Annotated in this window: 16 protein-coding genes; 5 read left to right on the forward strand and 11 right to left on the reverse strand. The window is 64.5% G+C overall.

Annotation, left to right across the window (positions count from 1 at the left end):
• Window positions 1–19: 19 nt before the first annotated feature.
• A complete protein-coding gene (locus AC1DDS_RS09490; protein WP_477478674.1) occupies window positions 20–502 on the forward strand; it encodes a MarR family winged helix-turn-helix transcriptional regulator in 483 nt (160 codons plus the stop codon).
• A gap of 11 nt (window positions 503–513) precedes the next feature.
• Here AC1DDS_RS09490 and AC1DDS_RS09495 read toward each other — a convergent pair whose 3' ends face one another.
• The 3 genes from AC1DDS_RS09495 to AC1DDS_RS09505 form a co-directional block, all read right to left on the reverse strand.
• On the reverse strand, window positions 514–1,113 hold the full coding sequence (locus tag AC1DDS_RS09495; RefSeq protein WP_477478675.1) for an NAD(P)H-dependent oxidoreductase: 600 nt from the start codon (window positions 1,111–1,113) through the stop codon (window positions 514–516).
• Window positions 1,110–2,720 carry an exodeoxyribonuclease VII large subunit gene (xseA, locus tag AC1DDS_RS09500; protein ID WP_477478676.1) on the reverse strand — a complete coding sequence of 537 codons (1,611 nt, stop codon included), beginning with the start codon at window positions 2,718–2,720 and terminating at the stop codon, window positions 1,110–1,112. The genes AC1DDS_RS09495 and xseA overlap by 4 nt, the downstream gene beginning before the upstream one ends.
• 69 nt (window positions 2,721–2,789) lie before the next feature.
• Window positions 2,790–4,631 (reverse strand): hypothetical protein, encoded by a 1,842-nt coding sequence (locus AC1DDS_RS09505; protein WP_477478677.1) that lies wholly within the window; start codon window positions 4,629–4,631, stop codon window positions 2,790–2,792.
• A 137-nt stretch (window positions 4,632–4,768) separates the two neighbouring features.
• On the opposite strand from AC1DDS_RS09505, the gene AC1DDS_RS09510 reads away from it, so the two are divergent.
• The 3 genes from AC1DDS_RS09510 to AC1DDS_RS09520 are packed head-to-tail and all read left to right on the forward strand — an operon-like array spanning window position 4,769 to window position 6,877.
• Window positions 4,769–5,779 (forward strand): glycosyltransferase, encoded by a 1,011-nt coding sequence (locus AC1DDS_RS09510; protein WP_477478678.1) that lies wholly within the window; start codon window positions 4,769–4,771, stop codon window positions 5,777–5,779.
• Between the two features lie 16 nt (window positions 5,780–5,795).
• The gene (locus AC1DDS_RS09515) at window positions 5,796–6,515 is read left to right on the forward strand and encodes a class I SAM-dependent methyltransferase (RefSeq protein WP_477478679.1); all 720 of its coding nucleotides are present in this window, start codon (window positions 5,796–5,798) and stop codon (window positions 6,513–6,515) included.
• Window positions 6,515–6,877: a DMT family transporter gene (locus tag AC1DDS_RS09520; RefSeq protein WP_477478680.1), complete on the forward strand. Its 363-nt coding sequence runs from the start codon at window positions 6,515–6,517 to the stop codon at window positions 6,875–6,877. The genes AC1DDS_RS09515 and AC1DDS_RS09520 overlap by 1 nt, the downstream gene beginning before the upstream one ends.
• A 28-nt stretch (window positions 6,878–6,905) precedes the next feature.
• On the opposite strand, the gene AC1DDS_RS09525 is transcribed toward AC1DDS_RS09520, so the two are convergent.
• On the reverse strand, window positions 6,906–7,892 hold the full coding sequence (locus tag AC1DDS_RS09525) for a Gfo/Idh/MocA family protein (protein WP_477478681.1): 987 nt from the start codon (window positions 7,890–7,892) through the stop codon (window positions 6,906–6,908).
• Between the two features lie 156 nt (window positions 7,893–8,048).
• On the opposite strand from AC1DDS_RS09525, the gene AC1DDS_RS09530 reads away from it, so the two are divergent.
• Window positions 8,049–8,999, forward strand: coding sequence for an aldo/keto reductase (locus AC1DDS_RS09530; RefSeq protein ID WP_477478682.1), 951 nt, complete (start codon window positions 8,049–8,051; stop codon window positions 8,997–8,999).
• 145 nt (window positions 9,000–9,144) lie between these two features.
• Here the strand turns inward: AC1DDS_RS09530 and pheT are convergent, their stop codons facing one another.
• From pheT to AC1DDS_RS09565, 7 genes are all read right to left on the reverse strand, one after another.
• On the reverse strand, window positions 9,145–11,571 hold the full coding sequence (pheT, locus tag AC1DDS_RS09535) for a phenylalanine--tRNA ligase subunit beta (RefSeq protein WP_477478683.1): 2,427 nt from the start codon (window positions 11,569–11,571) through the stop codon (window positions 9,145–9,147).
• 25 nt (window positions 11,572–11,596) lie between these two features.
• The gene (gene pheS / locus AC1DDS_RS09540; protein WP_477478684.1) at window positions 11,597–12,682 is read right to left on the reverse strand and encodes a phenylalanine--tRNA ligase subunit alpha; all 1,086 of its coding nucleotides are present in this window, start codon (window positions 12,680–12,682) and stop codon (window positions 11,597–11,599) included.
• A gap of 94 nt (window positions 12,683–12,776) precedes the next feature.
• On the reverse strand, window positions 12,777–13,178 hold the full coding sequence (gene rplT, locus AC1DDS_RS09545; RefSeq protein WP_477478685.1) for a 50S ribosomal protein L20: 402 nt from the start codon (window positions 13,176–13,178) through the stop codon (window positions 12,777–12,779).
• Window positions 13,179–13,217: 39 nt separating this feature from the next.
• The gene (gene rpmI / locus AC1DDS_RS09550) at window positions 13,218–13,421 is read right to left on the reverse strand and encodes a 50S ribosomal protein L35 (RefSeq protein WP_108001508.1); all 204 of its coding nucleotides are present in this window, start codon (window positions 13,419–13,421) and stop codon (window positions 13,218–13,220) included.
• A gap of 165 nt (window positions 13,422–13,586) precedes the next feature.
• Window positions 13,587–14,951 carry a sensor histidine kinase gene (locus tag AC1DDS_RS09555; RefSeq protein WP_477478686.1) on the reverse strand — a complete coding sequence of 455 codons (1,365 nt, stop codon included), beginning with the start codon at window positions 14,949–14,951 and terminating at the stop codon, window positions 13,587–13,589.
• Window positions 14,948–15,613, reverse strand: coding sequence for a response regulator transcription factor (locus AC1DDS_RS09560; protein WP_477478687.1), 666 nt, complete (start codon window positions 15,611–15,613; stop codon window positions 14,948–14,950). Before AC1DDS_RS09560 ends, AC1DDS_RS09555 begins: the two co-directional genes overlap by 4 nt.
• Window positions 15,614–15,621: 8 nt before the next feature.
• Window positions 15,622–16,197, reverse strand: coding sequence for a PepSY domain-containing protein (locus AC1DDS_RS09565; RefSeq protein WP_477478688.1), 576 nt, complete (start codon window positions 16,195–16,197; stop codon window positions 15,622–15,624).
• Window positions 16,198–16,281: the final 84 nt, after the last annotated feature.

Below are 16,281 nucleotides of genomic sequence, written 5' to 3' on the forward strand. Positions count from 1 at the left end.
TCCGCGATAGCTGGAAGGCATGGATCACGTCGACAGAATTCTCGCCCAATGGAACCGCGAACGGCCAGACCTCGACGTCGGCCCGATGGGGGTGCTTGGCCGCTTCGGTCGCGTTCGCGCGCACCTGTCGCGTGAAATCGAGCGAGTGCTTGCCGAGCATGGTCTTTCCGGTGCCAGTTTCGACGTTCTGGCAACGTTGAGACGTTCCGGCGCACCCTATCGGCTGTCACCCGGCGACCTCCTTGCAACGGCGATGGTGACCTCGGGCACGATGACAAACCGCATCGACCAGTTGGAGAAGGCCGGCCTGGTCGAGCGCGTGCAAAACCCGCAAGACGGCCGTAGCGTGCTGATCAGTCTGACATCAACAGGATTGGCGCTGGTCGACGAGGCCGTGACGGCCCACGTCGAAAACCAGCACCGCCTTGCCGCGGCACTGAGCCCGGCAGAACAGCGCGAACTGGATGCTCTGCTTCGAAAGCTTCTCGCCACATTCGAATAGAGGTGCGACACCTACAGCCGGGTAACGAGCGCCTTCACCCGTTCGATGTGTGCATCCCTTCTGGCGGCGTCGGCGCGGTCCATGTCGTGCAGCGTGACCATGCGGAAATCGACCCCTTTCGCGCAGAAGGCGGCAATCCCTCTTTTCAGCAGTCGGCGGACTGGGTCACCCATGTAGAGGCGCGCGACCCACCACGGCGAGCCGGTGGTGGTAAAGGCCCAGAACAGCTTGATGTTGGCGAGGCGCGGAATGATGCGCCCACCCTTCGGATCGTTGTCGAAGGCGACACCGGGGACGAACACGCGGTCGAAGAACCCCTTCAGGATCGCCGGGAAATTGAACCACCATTGCGGGAAGACCAGCACGAGACCGTCGGCAGCCATCAGCCGTTCGACGAAAGGGGCGGCGGAACCCGGATCGTAGCCCTCGGCGAAGTAGCCCGATCGCTCGCTGTCGCTCAGCCGCGGATCGAAGTCCTCGCGATAGAGATCCAGCAGGTCGACCTCATGCCCAAGGGTCTCGAGTGTCGTGCGAACCGCTGTTGCGACGCCGGCGGCATAGCTGTCCTCCAGGGGATGGGCAAGAACGAGGAGAAACCGCCTTCGGCTCAAAACAGCGACCCCTGCTTGGGTGCGGCGGGGTCGGCGGGCGGTTTTGCCGTCTTCCGCTTCGACGGGGCAGGCTCGACGGGCGGCAGGCCGCCAGCCGGCTCCTGCGCGCCGGCGACCGCATCCACCGTGCCGTCGGCGAAGGTGATGGTGATTGCCGCACCCGGGCCGAGTTCGGCCGCCTGCTTGACAGCATGCCCGGCCTCGTCGCGCACCAGCGCATAGCCGCGGCTAAGGACGTTCTTGTAGGACAGCGACTGCAGGACGCGATCCTGGGCCGAGACCAGGGCCTTGCGGCGCGCAATGTCGCCGGCCAGCGCCGCGTCTGCACGCAGCGCAAGGCCGCTCAGGCGATCGCGCGCGTGCTCGCTGCGCACGCGGATGCGGGCGGGTGTTGCCCGCAGTGCCGCATCGAACGCGGCAAGCCGGGCCCGGCTCTGATCGACGCGACGCTCGACCACGCGTTCGGCCCGCCGCAGCGCATCGGTCAGCCGCTGGCGCCGTTCGGCAATACGGCCGGACAGCAATTCCGGCCTGAGATGGGCCCCCGCACGTTCGAAGGCGCGGCGCTTGTTGACCGTGTTCATATGCAGGCCCCGGCCGAGCCCCGCCGCTGCCTCATCGAAACGGCGGCGCGGCAGAGCCAGCAGTTGATCCAGCGACGGCAGCGCCCGGGCCAGCGCGCGCAGGCCTTGGCGGCGCGCGTCCATCTGGCGAGTGGCTGCGCCCTTCAAGCGCGCAGCCAGAGCGGCAACGGCGGCTTCGAGATCGGCTTTCACCGGCACGGCTATTTCGGCCGCACCCGTCGGGGTCGGCGCGCGCCGATCGGCGGCGTGGTCGATCAGCGTCCAGTCCGTTTCATGGCCGACCGCCGAGATCAGCGGGATGCGCGAGGCTGCAGCCGCACGGACGACGGCCTCGTCATTGAAGCTCCAGAGATCCTCCAGGCTTCCGCCGCCGCGCGCCACGATCAGCACGTCCGGGCGGGGGATCGCACCACCGGCCTCGAATGCATTGAAACCGCGGATCGCCGCCGCAACCTCCTCGCCCGAGCCGTCACCCTGCACCTTGACGGGCCAGACGAGCACGTGAACCGGAAAGCGGTCGGCGAGGCGATGAAGAATATCGCGGATGACGGCCCCTGTCGGCGAGGTGACCACGCCGATGACATGCGGCAGGAAGGGCAGGGGCCGCTTGCGCCCCGCATCGAACAGGCCCTCCGCCGCAAGCTTGCGCCGCCGTTCTTCGAGCAGCGCCATGAGCGCCCCGGCACCGGCTGGTTCGAGCGTCTCGATGACGATCTGATATTTCGACGAGCCCGGGAAGGTGGTGACCTTGCCGGTCGCGATCACCTCCATCCCCTCTTCGGGGCGAAATCGCAGCTTTGAAAAGCTGCCCTTCCAGATGACTGCGTCGATCCGCGCCCGATCGTCCTTCAGGGAGAAATAGGCATGCCCGGATGAATGCGGCCCGCGGTAGCCGGAGATCTCGCCGCGCACCCGGACTTGGTCGAAAGCCTGTTCGACCGTACGCTTGATCGACCCGGAAAGCTCGGAAACCGAGTATTCGGCAAGATTGGTGGGCGAATCACGGTCCGGAAACATGCTCATGGCCCGATCTTACCGCCCCGGCGCCTCGTTGCCAGAGGAAAGACGCGGTTTCACCCGCCCCGTTTCCAGTCAGTTCGGTTCGGCGGCCTCGGGTATGACGCGATAGATCTGCAACTGCGAATCGCCGTTTTGCACCTGCTGGAGATAGGGAGGAACATCGCCGGCGCTGAGGCGCGCATAGAGACCCTTCGGCTCGGCCCGGGCAAGGCTGCGAACCTGTCCATTGGAAGGGCAGAAGGCCAGCAGTGTCACGCCCGCCCCGCGCAGAAAGGCTTCGGCCTGCTTGGGCGCGGACAGGCCGATGTGCAATTCGGTCAGCATACCACCCTGGTTGCGATGGTAGGGCGCCGAAAGAGCGCGATGCCGGGTGAAGCGGAGAATCTCGGCACCGAGATCGGACGCCGCCGCGACCACGCTGGTCGGCTCCGCGGCCAGCACGCGCATCGACGCGCGGCTTTCACAGGCGAGATCCGGTTGCGCAGTCGCGGATGCCGTGGTTGCGGCGGCGCCTTGGCCTGTGGCCATCGTCAGCAAAAAGCCCGCGATCGCCCAAACCGATGACAGCGAGGCAAGAGTGAGCGCCGCAAAGCCAAGACCAAGTCGCAGGTTCTTCGTGTCGGCGTTCGCCCGGCGCCGCAGGTCGGCAATCGCCAGCGCGAGCGGCGGCATGGCGAAAAGATTGGTAAAGACGTTGCCCCTGACCTGGACCAGCGAGATGGCAAAGGCCGCCACCAGCAGCGCCAGGAAACTCAGATGCGCCTCCACCCTGTCGCGTCGCAGGAGCCGACCCAGGCAAACGACAATGGCGATCAGCCCCGGCAGATAGAACGCAGCCAATGGCGCGGGATCGTATCGCCATTGGCCGAAAATGGATTGGGCCTCGGTCACCGACGAGAGCCAGAAGGTGACCAGCATCGGATCGAGGTCGGCGAGCGGACTGCGCAGGCAGTTTGGCGCGATCAGGACCGCTGCCCCGGCCAGTACGCTTCCTGCCATCGCCAGGGCCGCCAGCCGCGCCCTGCCGTTCCATCTGCTCGCGGCCGAGGCAACCAGGAAGAGCGCGGCGCCCCCGTAGGTCGCCAGCGCGTAATAGCCGTAGGACAGGTTATCGCAAGTGACCTGCCGATAGAGCGCCGGCGGCACCGTGGCAAAGAAAGTGATGGTCGCCGTCGCCGCAAAGGACATGCCGAACGCGGCTGCGGCCCGACGATAGATTTCACCATGCCAGGCCCAGCGCAGGGCGACGATGAGGCAGACAACCGCGACCAACGGCGTTGTCTCGGCGCCAATGGCGATCGCCAGTGCGCAGAGAAGGCCGGCGATTGCATAGCTTCGTGCGCTGTGCCGCGGGTCTACCAGCATCGCTGCTATCATTGCCAGCAGCGCAAGCTGGACATTGTGATGATCGATCGAACCGGGCTGGAAACGCCCGACGGACAGGACAAACATCGACGCCAGAACGAGTGCGGCGTGCATGGTCGCCTGGCCGCCGAGGCGAAAACCCGCCAAGCCGATTCCGAACAGAACCGGTGCGATCATCAACAGCGGCCAAACCGTCAGCGCCGCCGCTTCGGCCCTTTCCGGCGACAGAAACAGGCCGAAGCCTTCGATCAGGTTGGCGATCGGCAAATCGATCAGACGCGACCAATGCATGAGCGTGCCGCCGGCGAGACCGAGGCGATACTGCGTCATGTCGAACCAGCCCTGGCCGGCAAGCAGATCGCGCACCTGGACCAGCCGCATGGCGTCGTCATTGTCGGGCCCGACATAGTCGGTCGCAAAGGGCAGCGTTGTGGCCAATACAAGGATCATCGCCGCGAGCACGTAGAACGCCATCGCCCGAAGCGGCAACTTCGCGGTCTCTTCGGTGGCGGCAACACCCTCGACTGTAGCTGCCTGCAAGTTCGTCATCGGGCATCCCACGTCGCTGACATTTTTCGTCCGCGAAACCTAGCCTTAACCTTCTCAAGAAATAGTAAAGCGCGCGGGGTCTGGCGCGCCTGCAGGCCGCCCGCATGGCTCATCTCGGGCGGGGGCACGGTATCCACATGACGCAAGATACGCCAGCGGCGTTGGACGTGGCCGTCCTCCTGCCCTGCTACAACGAAGCACAGACGATCGGTGCCGTCGTGACCGGGTTCAAGGCGTCGCTGCCCGGCGCGCGAATCTATGTCTACGACAACAATTCGACCGACGGCACCGCGTTGCGCGCCCTTCTTGCCGGCGCCACGGTCGTGCGCGAACGACGCCAGGGCAAGGGCAACGTCGTGCGGCGGATGTTCTCGGATATCGACGCCGACATCTATGTCATGGCCGACGGCGACGGAACCTACGCGCCGCAAGACGCGCAGCAACTGATCGACACGCTGTTGTCGGAGCGGGCCGACATGGTGGTCGGCACGCGTCGCGGCGTGCATGCCGATGCCGGCCGGCAGGGCCATGCGTTCGGCAACCGGATCTTCAACATCCTCTATCGCAAGCTCTTCGGCACGGACTTCACCGATATCTTCTCCGGCTACCGCGTCTTCTCCCGCCGTTTCGCCAAGAGCTTCCCGGCGCTTTCCGGCGGCTTCGAAATCGAGACGGAGATGTCTGTGCACGTCTCGCGCCTGAAGCTGCCGGTCTGCGAGATCGAGCTTGATTACGGTCGCCGCCCCGAGGGGTCGCATTCCAAGCTCTCCACCTTTCGCGACGGAAGCAAGATCCTCTGGATGTTCGCCATGCTGATGAAGGAGACCAGGCCGTTCACCTTCTTCGGCGCCATCAGCGGCGCGGTCATGCTGGCAAGTCTCTGCTTCATGACACCGGTCCTGACGGAATATTTCGAGACCGGTCTCGTCACGCGCCTGCCGACATGGGTCCTCTCCATGGCGCTGATGATGGTCTCGTTCCTGGTCTTTGCGGCCGGCTTGATCCTCGATTCGCTCGCGCGGGCGCGCAGCGAGCAGTTGCGCATGCACTACATGACGTTGCCCGCCAACGCATGGATGCTTGTCGAACACACTCACGGGCAACTGGTCAGCGGCGACAAGCCGGAACAGCCAGACGTCGCGGCCTGACCGCGAAAGGAGACGCATGAATAGGGAAACGACCAATCGGATTCGGTTCGTCATCGAAGACCTGCTGCCGCCGATCCTGCGCGATTCCGCCTTGTTTCGTACCGCTGCAAGGCTGGTCTGGGGCGAGCATATCGTAAAGCTTGCACGCTTTCGCGAGCGCGCGCCCTTCCTGACCGCCGGCGAATACGAGGATCTCTATCGGCATCATCCGCGCGTCCATGCCGGCACCGACAATTCCGCCGCTTGCATTGCGCGCATCGTCGCATCGATCGACGGAACGAGCGTCTGTGATGTCGGTTGCGGCACCGGCGCGCTTCTCAGCCACATTCGCGCTGCTAATCCCGGTCTCACGCGTCTGACAGGCGTCGACTTTGTCGTCGACGATGCCGCCAGGCTCGACGGCGTGGAATATGTCGCTGCCATGATCGAGGCGCTACCGTTTGCCGACGGCGAATTCGATACGGTCGTCTGCACCCACGTGATCGAGCACGTCCTCGATTATCGAAGGGCGATTGCCGAGCTGCGCCGCATCGCCCGCAGGCGCCTGATCATCGTCGTTCCCCGCGAACGCGAGTACCGATACAGCTTCAATCCGCACTTCAACTTCTTTCCCTACACGCATTCCTTCCTGCGCGCCGTCCATCCGGTGCCGCAGGACTACGTCTGCGTCGACATCGGGCGTGACATTTTCTATTGCGAGGAACGGCTGCAGGGCGAGCTGGAGCAAGCGGCGTGATGCCGGAAAACTCTAATTCCGCTCTTTGGATCGGCCTGCTCGGCACGCCCCTTCTGATCGCGACGGGCCAGGTACTCTTCAAGCTGACGAGCGCGACTGCCGGGGAATTCGGCTTGCGCGGCCTTTTTCAGTTGCTGTTCAATCCGTTGATGATCACCGCCCTTGCCATCTATGGCATCGGCACGGTCATCTGGATTTTCGTCCTCAAGTCGGTGCCGTTGACGATCGGCTATTCGTTCATGGCGCTGACATTCTGCTTCGTCCCGCTTCTTGCCAGCATCTTTCTGGGCGAGGCGCTGAGCCTTCGCTATTTTGTCGGCGCGCTCCTGATCATCGGCGGGATGATTGTCATCAACACATAAGGATCAACCGCAGATAGTCCAAAGGGCTTCAGACGTCTTCCCAGCCGTTCTTCTCGCTGGCACGGTAGATCGCGTCGATGAACTTCTGGTTCGCCACCGAACTCTCGAGCGTGATGACTTCTTCCGCCTCGCCCATCGCTGCCCGTGAAAACGCCTCGACCTCGAGCCTGTACTGGCGGGCGTCCTGATAGCGGATCACTTGCGACTGCGAATGGTTCTGGTTGGTCAGTTCGATCTCCTCGGCACCATAGCGGTCGGCGTTGAAGGGCGACTTGACCTCGATGAAGCCCTGGTCGCCGTGAAACACCATCACCTGGCGTGCCGCGAGCTGGGTGGAGATGTAGAAGCTCAACTCGAAGGCGCCGAAATCGGCCCGCACGCTCGAGTAGATGTCGGTGTCGAACTGGGGATCGCGCTCCGTCGTCGCCTGCACGCGCAGCGGCTCCTTGCCCGTGACAAAGCGGGTCGTGATCGTCGGATAGACGCCGATATCCGGCAATCCACCGCCGCCGAGTTCGGGAATGTTGCGCATATTGGCGGGGTCGCGGTTGAAATAGGTGAACGCCCCTTGAACGTGGCGCAGCCGCCCGATGGCGCCGTCCTTCAACAGCTCGCGCACCTTGCGCCAGACCGGGCTGTAGGTGACCATGTAGGCTTCCGACACCAGCACCTTGTTGCGATCGCGCGCGTCGATCAGCGTGTCGATCTCCGCTGCCTTCAACGCGATCGGCTTCTCGCAGAGAACGTGCTTGCCGGCATCGGCCGCCTTGATCGTCCATTCGACGTGTTGGGCGGTGGGCAGCGGAATGTAGACCGCATCGATGAGGTCGGAGGCGAGCATCTCATCGTAGGAGCCGAAGGCGTGCGGCACCGAGAAACGGTCCGCCATCGCGCGGGCCTTGGAAAGGTCGCGGCTGGCGATCGCGGTCACGACGCAGTTTTCCGCGTCCTGGATCGCGGGCACGACGAGTTCGCGGCCGATCTTGGCCGTGGACAGGATACCGAAACGCAGCATGGCAGATCCTCCTCAAAATCCGGGAGCAAGCTAATCCCGGGGCGCGGACCCGGCAAGTGCGGTCGCGGCAACAATTCGCCAATCCGCGCGTGCAATCGAACCGGTGCCATCCTATGTTCACACCGCCATTCTACTCATCGATCTCGGAGAATTCTCATGCAGAAACGTCCCCTTGGCCGCACGGGCCTCGATATCGCGCCTCTTGTCTTTGGCGGCAACGTCTTCGGGTGGACAGCGGATGAGAAGACGTCATTTTCATTGCTCGACGCCTTCACGGGTGCTGGCTTCAACGCCATCGACACCGCCGATGTCTATTCCGCCTGGGCACCCGGCAACAAGGGCGGCGAATCGGAGGCGATCATCGGCAACTGGCTGAAGCGGTCGGGGCGCGCCCGCGATAGTGTCGTGCTGATCACCAAGGTCGGTTCCGACATGGGGCAGGGGCATCGCGACCTGTCGAAAAAATGGATCCTGCAGGAGGTCGAGGCGTCGCTGAAACGGCTCCAGACCGACCATATCGATCTCTATCTCTCGCACTGGCCGGATGAGCGCACCCCGTACGAGGAGACGCTCGAGGCGCATGCGGCGCTGGTCAAGGCCGGCAAGGTACGGGCCTTCGGCGCCTCCAACCTCGACGCCGGACAATTGCAGGCCTCCTTCGATGCCGCCGATCGGGCGGGGCTGCCCCGCTACGCAGCGCTGCAGCCGGAATATAACCTGTATGACCGGACAGGCTTCGAAGGCCCCTTGGCCGATCTGTGCCAGCGTGAGCACGTCGGCGTCATTACCTATTATAGCCTCGCGAGCGGTTTCCTGAGTGGAAAGTACCGCTCGCTTGCCGACACGAAAGGCAAGGCACGGGGTGGAGGGGTCGCCCGCTATCTGGACGACAAGGGCCTGCGCCTCCTCGCCGCGCTCGACAAGGTCGGCGCTGAAACGGGCGCCAAGCCCGCCGAGATCGCACTGGCCTGGCTGATGGCGAAGCCGGCCGTGACCGCGCCGATCGCCAGCGCGACAAGCCTTGACCAGTTGGACAGTCTGGTGAAGTCGGCCAACCTTCAGCTCTCCACCGACCAGATGGCCGCGCTCGACGCCGCCGGCGCCTGATCGCCGTTTTAAAGATCCGCGCCGTCTGACGGGCCGCGCGGCCTGAAATTTCACCGAGGCGCCCCGTCTGGCTGGCCTACAAATGGAAACGGGGATTGGCACACCAATCCCCGTTTCGATTTCATCAAGGTGGCATCCGCGCCTCTCAGGCGCGCAATACACCACCGGTCGCCTTGGCGACGTTGGCGACGATCTTCGCCGTCAGTGCGTCAAAATCCTCGTCGGTCAGGGTCTTGTCGGTCGGCTGGATGACGACCTCGATCGCGAGCGACTTCTTGCCCTCGCCAAGCGAAGCACCCTCGAACACGTCGAAGACGTTGACGGCGGTCACCAGCTTCCGGTCGGCGCCGAGCGCCGCGCGCTGCACCGCGCCCGCCTCGACCGTCTTGTCGACCACGAAGGCGAAGTCGCGCTTGACCGCCTGGAAGGGCGACAGCTCGAGCGCCGGCTTGGTGCGGGTCGCCTTTTTCTTCGGCTCCGGCATCGCATCGACGAAGATCTCGAAGCCGCAAAGCGCGCCGGAGACGTCGAGGGCAGCCAGTGTCTTCGGATGGAACTCGCCGAAATAGCCGAGCACGATCTTCGGGCCCATCTTGATGGTGCCGGAGCGGCCGGGGTGATACCAGGCGGGGCCGCCCGGTTCGATCTGGACATTGCCCATCGGCAGCCCACAGGCCTCGATCACCGCAAGCGCATCGGCCTTGGCGTCGAATACGTCGACCGGCTTGCCGCCGCCCTTTGCCGCGTTCGACCAAAGCCGGCCGGCACCGGCCAGCGAGGCGGTGCCGCGGCGAACGCCGCCGGCAACGCGGCGCTGGCCTTCCGGCCGGTCGTTCTCATAGGTGCCGGAGACCTCGAAGATCGCCACGTCGCCATAGCCCTTGTCGGCATTGCGCTGCGCGGCCGTCAAGAGACCCGGCAGCAGCGACGGCCGCATGTCCGACATGTCGGAGGCGATCGGGTTCGACAGTGCCAGTTCCGGCGCGCCGCCGCCAAAGAGCTCGGCCTGCGCCTTGGGGATGAACGACCAGGTGACGGCCTCCATCATGCCGCGCGAGGCAAGCGCGCGCTTCGCCAGGCGCGAGCGGATCTGCAGCGTGGTGAGGATCTTGGCGTTGACGCTGTTGTGGCTTTCAAGCGGCGCGGCATGGATGTTGTCAACGCCGTGGATGCGCATGACCTCTTCGACGAGGTCCGCCTTGCCGTCAACATCGGGCCGCCAGGAGGGAACGGAGACCGACAGCCGTTCGCCGGTGCCGGAGACGCCGAAGCCGAGCTTGCCCAGGATATCGCGGCTCTCCTCCGAAGAGATTTCCAGACCCGTCAGCCGCTTGACCTCGGAGACCGGGAAATCGACGACCTTCGGCTCGTAGCCCTTGTAGCCGACCACGTCTGCCTTGGCCGCGATGCCGCCGCACAGCTCGATGACCAGCTCAGTGGTGCGCTCCAGGCCCGGAACCATGTATTCGGGGTCGACGCCACGCTCGAAGCGGTAGCGTGCGTCGGTGATGATGCCGAGCGTGCGGCCGGTCTTGGCGATGTTCATCGGATCCCAGAGTGCCGATTCGATCAGCACGTCCGTCGTGTTCTCGTCGCAGCCCGAGTGCTCGCCGCCCATCACGCCGCCGATCGACTCGACGCCCTCGGCATCGGCAATCACCACGTTAGCGGGAGACAGCGTGTATTCGCGCTGGTCGAGCGCCAGCACCGTCTCGCCTTCCTTGGCGCGACGGACCGTCAGGTTGCCCTTGACCTTGGCGGCGTCGAAGACGTGCATCGGCCGGCCCTGGTCGAAGGTCATGTAGTTGGTGATGTCGACGAGCGCGTTGATCGGACGCAGGCCGATCGCCAGCAGCCGCTGCTGCATCCAGCGCGGGCTCGGGCCGTTCTTCACCCCGCGCACGAGGCGCAGCGCGAAGCCGGGGCAGAGATGCGTGTCCTCGCCAAGCTCGAGCGCCACCTTCACCGGCGTCTCGCCTTCCGTCCGGAAGGAGGGGGCGGCGCGTGTTTTCAGGGTGCCGAGGCCGGAAGCTGCCAGGTCGCGGGCGATGCCGAAGACGCTGGTGCAGTCCGGGCGGTTCGGCGTCAGGTTGATCTCGATGACCGGATCGTCGATGCCGGCGTAAGCTGCAAAGCTCGTGCCGATCGGTGCATCCGCGGGAAGATCGATGATGCCGTCGTGATTGTCCGACATCTCGAGCTCTTTTTCCGAGCACATCATGCCACGGCTCTCGACGCCACGGATGTTGCCGACGGAGAGCGTCACGTCGATGCCGGGCACATAGGTGCCGGGGGCGGCGAAGGCGCCGACGAGGCCGGCGCGGGCATTCGGAGCGCCGCAGACCACCTGCACGGGCGAACCCGAGCCGGCATCGACCATCAGCACGCGCAGCTTGTCGGCGTTCGGGTGCTGCTCGGCGGAAACCACCTTGGCGATGACGAAGGGCTTGAACGAAGCCTTGTCGTCGACTTCTTCGACTTCCAGCCCGATCGACGTCAGGCGTTCGCAGATCTGTTCGAGCGTGGCGTCCGTTTCCAGATGCTCTTTCAGCCAGGAGAGTGTGAATTTCATCGTTCTAGATCCTTACGCGCACCGCTTACGCACTCAAACCGCCGAACAGCGTCGGCATGTCGAGGGGGCGGAAGCCGTAGTGGTTCATCCAGCGGACATCGGCGTTGAAGAAGTCACGCAGGTCCGGCATGCCGTATTTGAGCATGGCGATGCGGTCGAGGCCCATGCCCCAGGCAAAGCCCTGATACTCGTCCGGGTCGAGGCCGCCGGCGCGCAATACGTTCGGATGCACCATGCCGCAGCCGAGGATTTCCATCCAGTCGGTGCCCTCGCCGAATTTGACGATCGGGCCGGAGGAACGGTCGCACTGGATGTCGACCTCGAAGGAGGGCTCGGTGAAGGGGAAGAAGGACGGGCGGAACCGCATCGTGACGCCGTCGACCTCGAAGAAGGCCTTGCAGAACTCTTCCAGCACCCAGCGCATGTTGGCGACGTTCGCTTTTCTGTCTATGACGAGGCCTTCGACCTGGTGGAACATCGGCGAGTGCGTTGCGTCCGAATCCTGCCGGTAGGTCTTGCCGGGAATGATGATGCGGATCGGCGGGCTTTGCGCCTCCATCGTGCGGATCTGCACGGGCGAGGTGTGCGTGCGCAGCACCTTGCGCTCGCCGTTGTCATCCGGCGGGAAGAAGAAGGTGTCGTGCATCTCGCGCGCCGGGTGGCCTTCAGGGAAGTTCAGCGCGGTGAAGTTATAGTAGTCGGTCTCGATGTCCGGGCCTTCGGCGATGGAGAAGCCCATGTCGGCGAAGATCGCGGTGATCTCGTCGATGATCTGGCTGATCGGATGGATGCGGCCGCGCTCGGCCGGCGAGGAGCGGACCGGAAGGCTGACGTCGACGGTCTCGGCTGCGAGCCTTGCGGTGATCGCCGCGTCGCGCAGTTCGCTCTTGCGGGCGACGATCGCGTCCGTCAACTCGTTCTTCAGCGCGTTGATCGCCGCACCCCGCGTCTGGCGCTCTTCCGGCGTCATCGTGCCGAGCGTCTTCAGGAGTTCGGAGACGGAGCCCTTCTTGCCGAGGGCCGCCACGCGCACGGCTTCGATGGCCGTTTCATCGCCGGCGGCCGCGACATCCGCCAACAGGGTGTGTTTCAGGGAATCGAGATCGGACATCGTTCAAATCCATTGGCTCAAAGAAAAACCCGCGCCAGCCCTGCCAGCGCGGGTTTCCCAACTTCTATGTACAAAGGCTTGGGAAGCGCTGGTCTTAACGAACCGCGCTTTCAAACTCGTTCGTCGTGCCGGCGTCCTTGAGGTACTCAAGTGCCTTCTTCGAAGCTGCGACGAGGGCGCCGAAGGCTGCCGGCTCATGGATCGCCATGTCGGACAGCACCTTGCGGTCGACTTCGATGCCGGCCTTGTTCAGGCCGTCGATGAAGCGGCCGTAGGTCAGGCCGAATTCGCGGACGGCAGCGTTGATGCGCTGGATCCAGAGAGCGCGGAAGTTGCGCTTGTTCACCTTGCGGTCGCGGTAGGCGTACTGCTTGGAGCGGTCAACCGCGGCCTTGGCGGCGCGGATGGTGTTCTTGCGGCGGCCGTAAAAGCCCTTGGCGGCCTTCAGGACCTTCTTGTGCTTGGCGTGGCCGACAGTGCCTCTTTTTACGCGCATGTCATGATCTCCTTAACGTATCCAATATGCCTGAAAGTCTCAGAGACCGTTCGGCAGGTAGTTCTTGATGACCTTCTTGCCATCGGCTTCGGCCAGCACCATCGTGCCGCGCGCGTCGCGAATGAACTTGTTGGTACGCTTGATCATGCCATGGCGCTTGCCGGCGGCAGCCGCTACGACCTTGCCCGTCGCGGTGATCTTGAACCGCTTCTTGGCAGACGATTTCGTCTTCATCTTGGGCATTTTGCTACTCCATTCTTCTTTGAATTTGAGACGGCTGACGAGGCGCATCTCCAGCGTAAAGAACGGCCACGGCATGCCCTGCCGGACCGTTCGGACGGGGGCTTGTAACCGAACTGCTCGAAAAGTGCAACCGGGGAATCGGGCGAGCGGCAGGAAGCGGCGGCTTCAGACCGGGATAGGGCTCGGCTTCGGCGTGCCGGCTGCGGGAAAGGCGATCGCCGCCCTCAGTCCCCCAAGCGGTGATCGATCCAGTCTCAGGTCGGCACCATAGGCCTTGGCAATGTCGGCGCTGATCGCCAGCCCGAGCCCGGTCCCGACAGTCGGTCCATCGACCTGCGGCAGGAACTGGGTGCCACGTTTCAGGAGCAGGGGACGGTCGCTGTCCGCAATGCCGGGGCCGTCATCCTCGATCGCCACCATGATGGTCCTGCCTTCCGCCTGCGCTGAGAGCCGAATGCGCGAGCGAGCCCATTTTGCAGCATTGTCGAGCAGGTTGCCGAGGCATTCGGCGAGATCCGCCGCATCGACGTCGATTGCCAGGTCCGGATCGATATCGACGTCCCAGGCAATGCCACGCTCGCCGGTCACCGGCCGCAATACGTTGACGAGCTTTCCTCCGAGGCTCATCACCGATGTGGTTGCCATCTGTTCGACGCCCATGCGGGCCGCCTGCAGCTGTCGGTCAGCCCGCTGCCTGATCAGTTCAACCTGTTGCAGGGCCAGCGCGCGATCCTCGCCGGGCAGATGTTCGGCGAGGCTTGAGAGCACCGTCAGCGGCGTCTTCAACCCGTGAGCAAGATCACTGGCACGGGCACGGGCGCGCTCGATGGCCGTTTCCCGCTCGGCTAGCAGCAAGTTGATTTCGCCGACGAGCGGTTGCACTTCGCTGGGGCCTTCCGTGCCGAAATTGCGCTCCCGGCCCGACCGCACCAGCGCAGCCCGCTCCCGCAGCCGCCTCAGCGGCATCAGGCCGATCGCGCCCTGCAACAGCGCGCCCGCGGCGAGCACGCTGGCGGTGGCCAACAGCATTTGCCGCAGGCTCCCGTGAAAGGCGGCTACGGCGTCGTCCAGTTCCTTTCTCGGAAAGGCGGCCTGGGCCATGAACTGCACCGCGGAAGGCCCGTCGCCCAGGGTGAGGATCTGGCTATGCACCAGCATCGGCGCCCCGTCGGGTCCTTCGGCGATCTCGAAATTCGCGTAGCGATCGACTTGCGCCGCGTCTATCGGGATGATCGTGTCCCAGAGTGAGCGCGAGCGTATGGCATCGCCCCTGACGGGAGAGACCTGCCAGTAGCGCCCGCCTGCTGGCAGGGCAAAGCGCGGGTCGGGTGGCTCGCTTACGAGCGCGATCCTGCCGTTTTCCAGCGTAAGCTGAGCTGCGACCGTATCGACGATCGCCGTCATCTCGCTGCGGTAGCGCCCCACGACGTAGTCGGTGAACAGCTGGCTGAGCAGCAGCCACAGCACCAGCAAGACCAGGCCGATCGCGACGACCGCTCCCGTTGCCAGAGTCAGTCGCAGCGACCTCATCGATGGTCGTCCGGCAAGCAATAGCCGAAGCCGCGCCGTGTCTCGATCGCGCCGCTCTCGGTTTTGCGCCGCAATCGCGCGATCATCGCCTCGACGGCATTCTTGGCCGAATCATCATCACGTCCCTGGACGTGGCTCGCCAACTCGAGCTGCGAGATCACCTGACCGCGGCGTTCGATGAGATAGGCAATCATGCGGTATTCCAGCGGGCTGAGGTCCAACGGCAGGCCATCAAAACTGACACGCCGGCTCGCCTCGTCGAGAGTGAAGCGACCAGCGGCCTTGACCGGGTGCAGGCTGGGTGCGGCACGGCGCAGAAGCGCCCTCAGCCGCGCGAGAAGTTCCTCGGTGCGGAACGGCTTCGGCAGGTAGTCGTCGGCGCCGGCGTCGAAGCCGTCGACGCGTTCCATCCACGAGCCGCGGGCGGTCAGCACCAGGACCGGTGTCGCGACACCCGCCTGGCGCCAGCGCTTCAAGATGGACAGGCCGTCCATGCCGGGCAAGCCGAGGTCGAGTATGATCGCCGAATACGCTCCGCTCTCTCCGCGTTCCCAGATCTCGGGGCCATGCGCAAGCGTGTCGACGCCGTATCCCTCCGCTTCGAGCTTCGCCGCGACGTGCGCGGCGATGTTTCGGTCGTCCTCGGCTACCAGAATGCGCATGTCCGGCCTCAGAATCCGAAAAAGTTGATGAGCTTGCCAGTGCGGGCATCGATCCGGTAGTTGCGGATTATTCCCGAGCCGTCCCGTGTTTTCAGGCGGTATACATCGCGCCCGCCATATTGTTTCAGGTCAACCGCGATCACGGTGCCGTAACGCCTCTCGTCGACAAGCCGAAGGATATCTTTCAAGGGGAGCACACGCCCCGCCTGGACCGCGGCACGGGCACGCTCCTGATCGGTGCGCTTACCCGAGCCCTTGAGTGACGAATTGCCCCGCGATCCATCATCGTGTCCCTGCTTGTCGTTGTTGCGGTCGTCCTTTTTGCGATCATCCCGGTCATCGCCACCCCGGCCATGACCACTATGGTCATCGCCGCCCCTGTCGTCGTCGTCACCCTGGTCGTCGCCGCCCTTGTCATCGCTGCCCTTGTCATCGCTGCCCTTATCGTCGCCCCCACGATCGCCGCCGCCACCCGAGCGATCTCCGCCGTCGCGGGCCAACGCGCCGATATTGCGTCCCGACGCAAGCGACAGCGCCAGTGACCAGCATAATAGAGCCATGAGTTCGCGGCGCGTCGTAGACATAGATCACCCACTTGCCCGCCACATCCGCAGCGGCATGCCAATACCCCGCAATTGTGGCGCCACGTCAAGGTCGCGCCCTTGCGA

This window comes from Mycoplana sp. 10N416, from assembly GCF_056394765.1.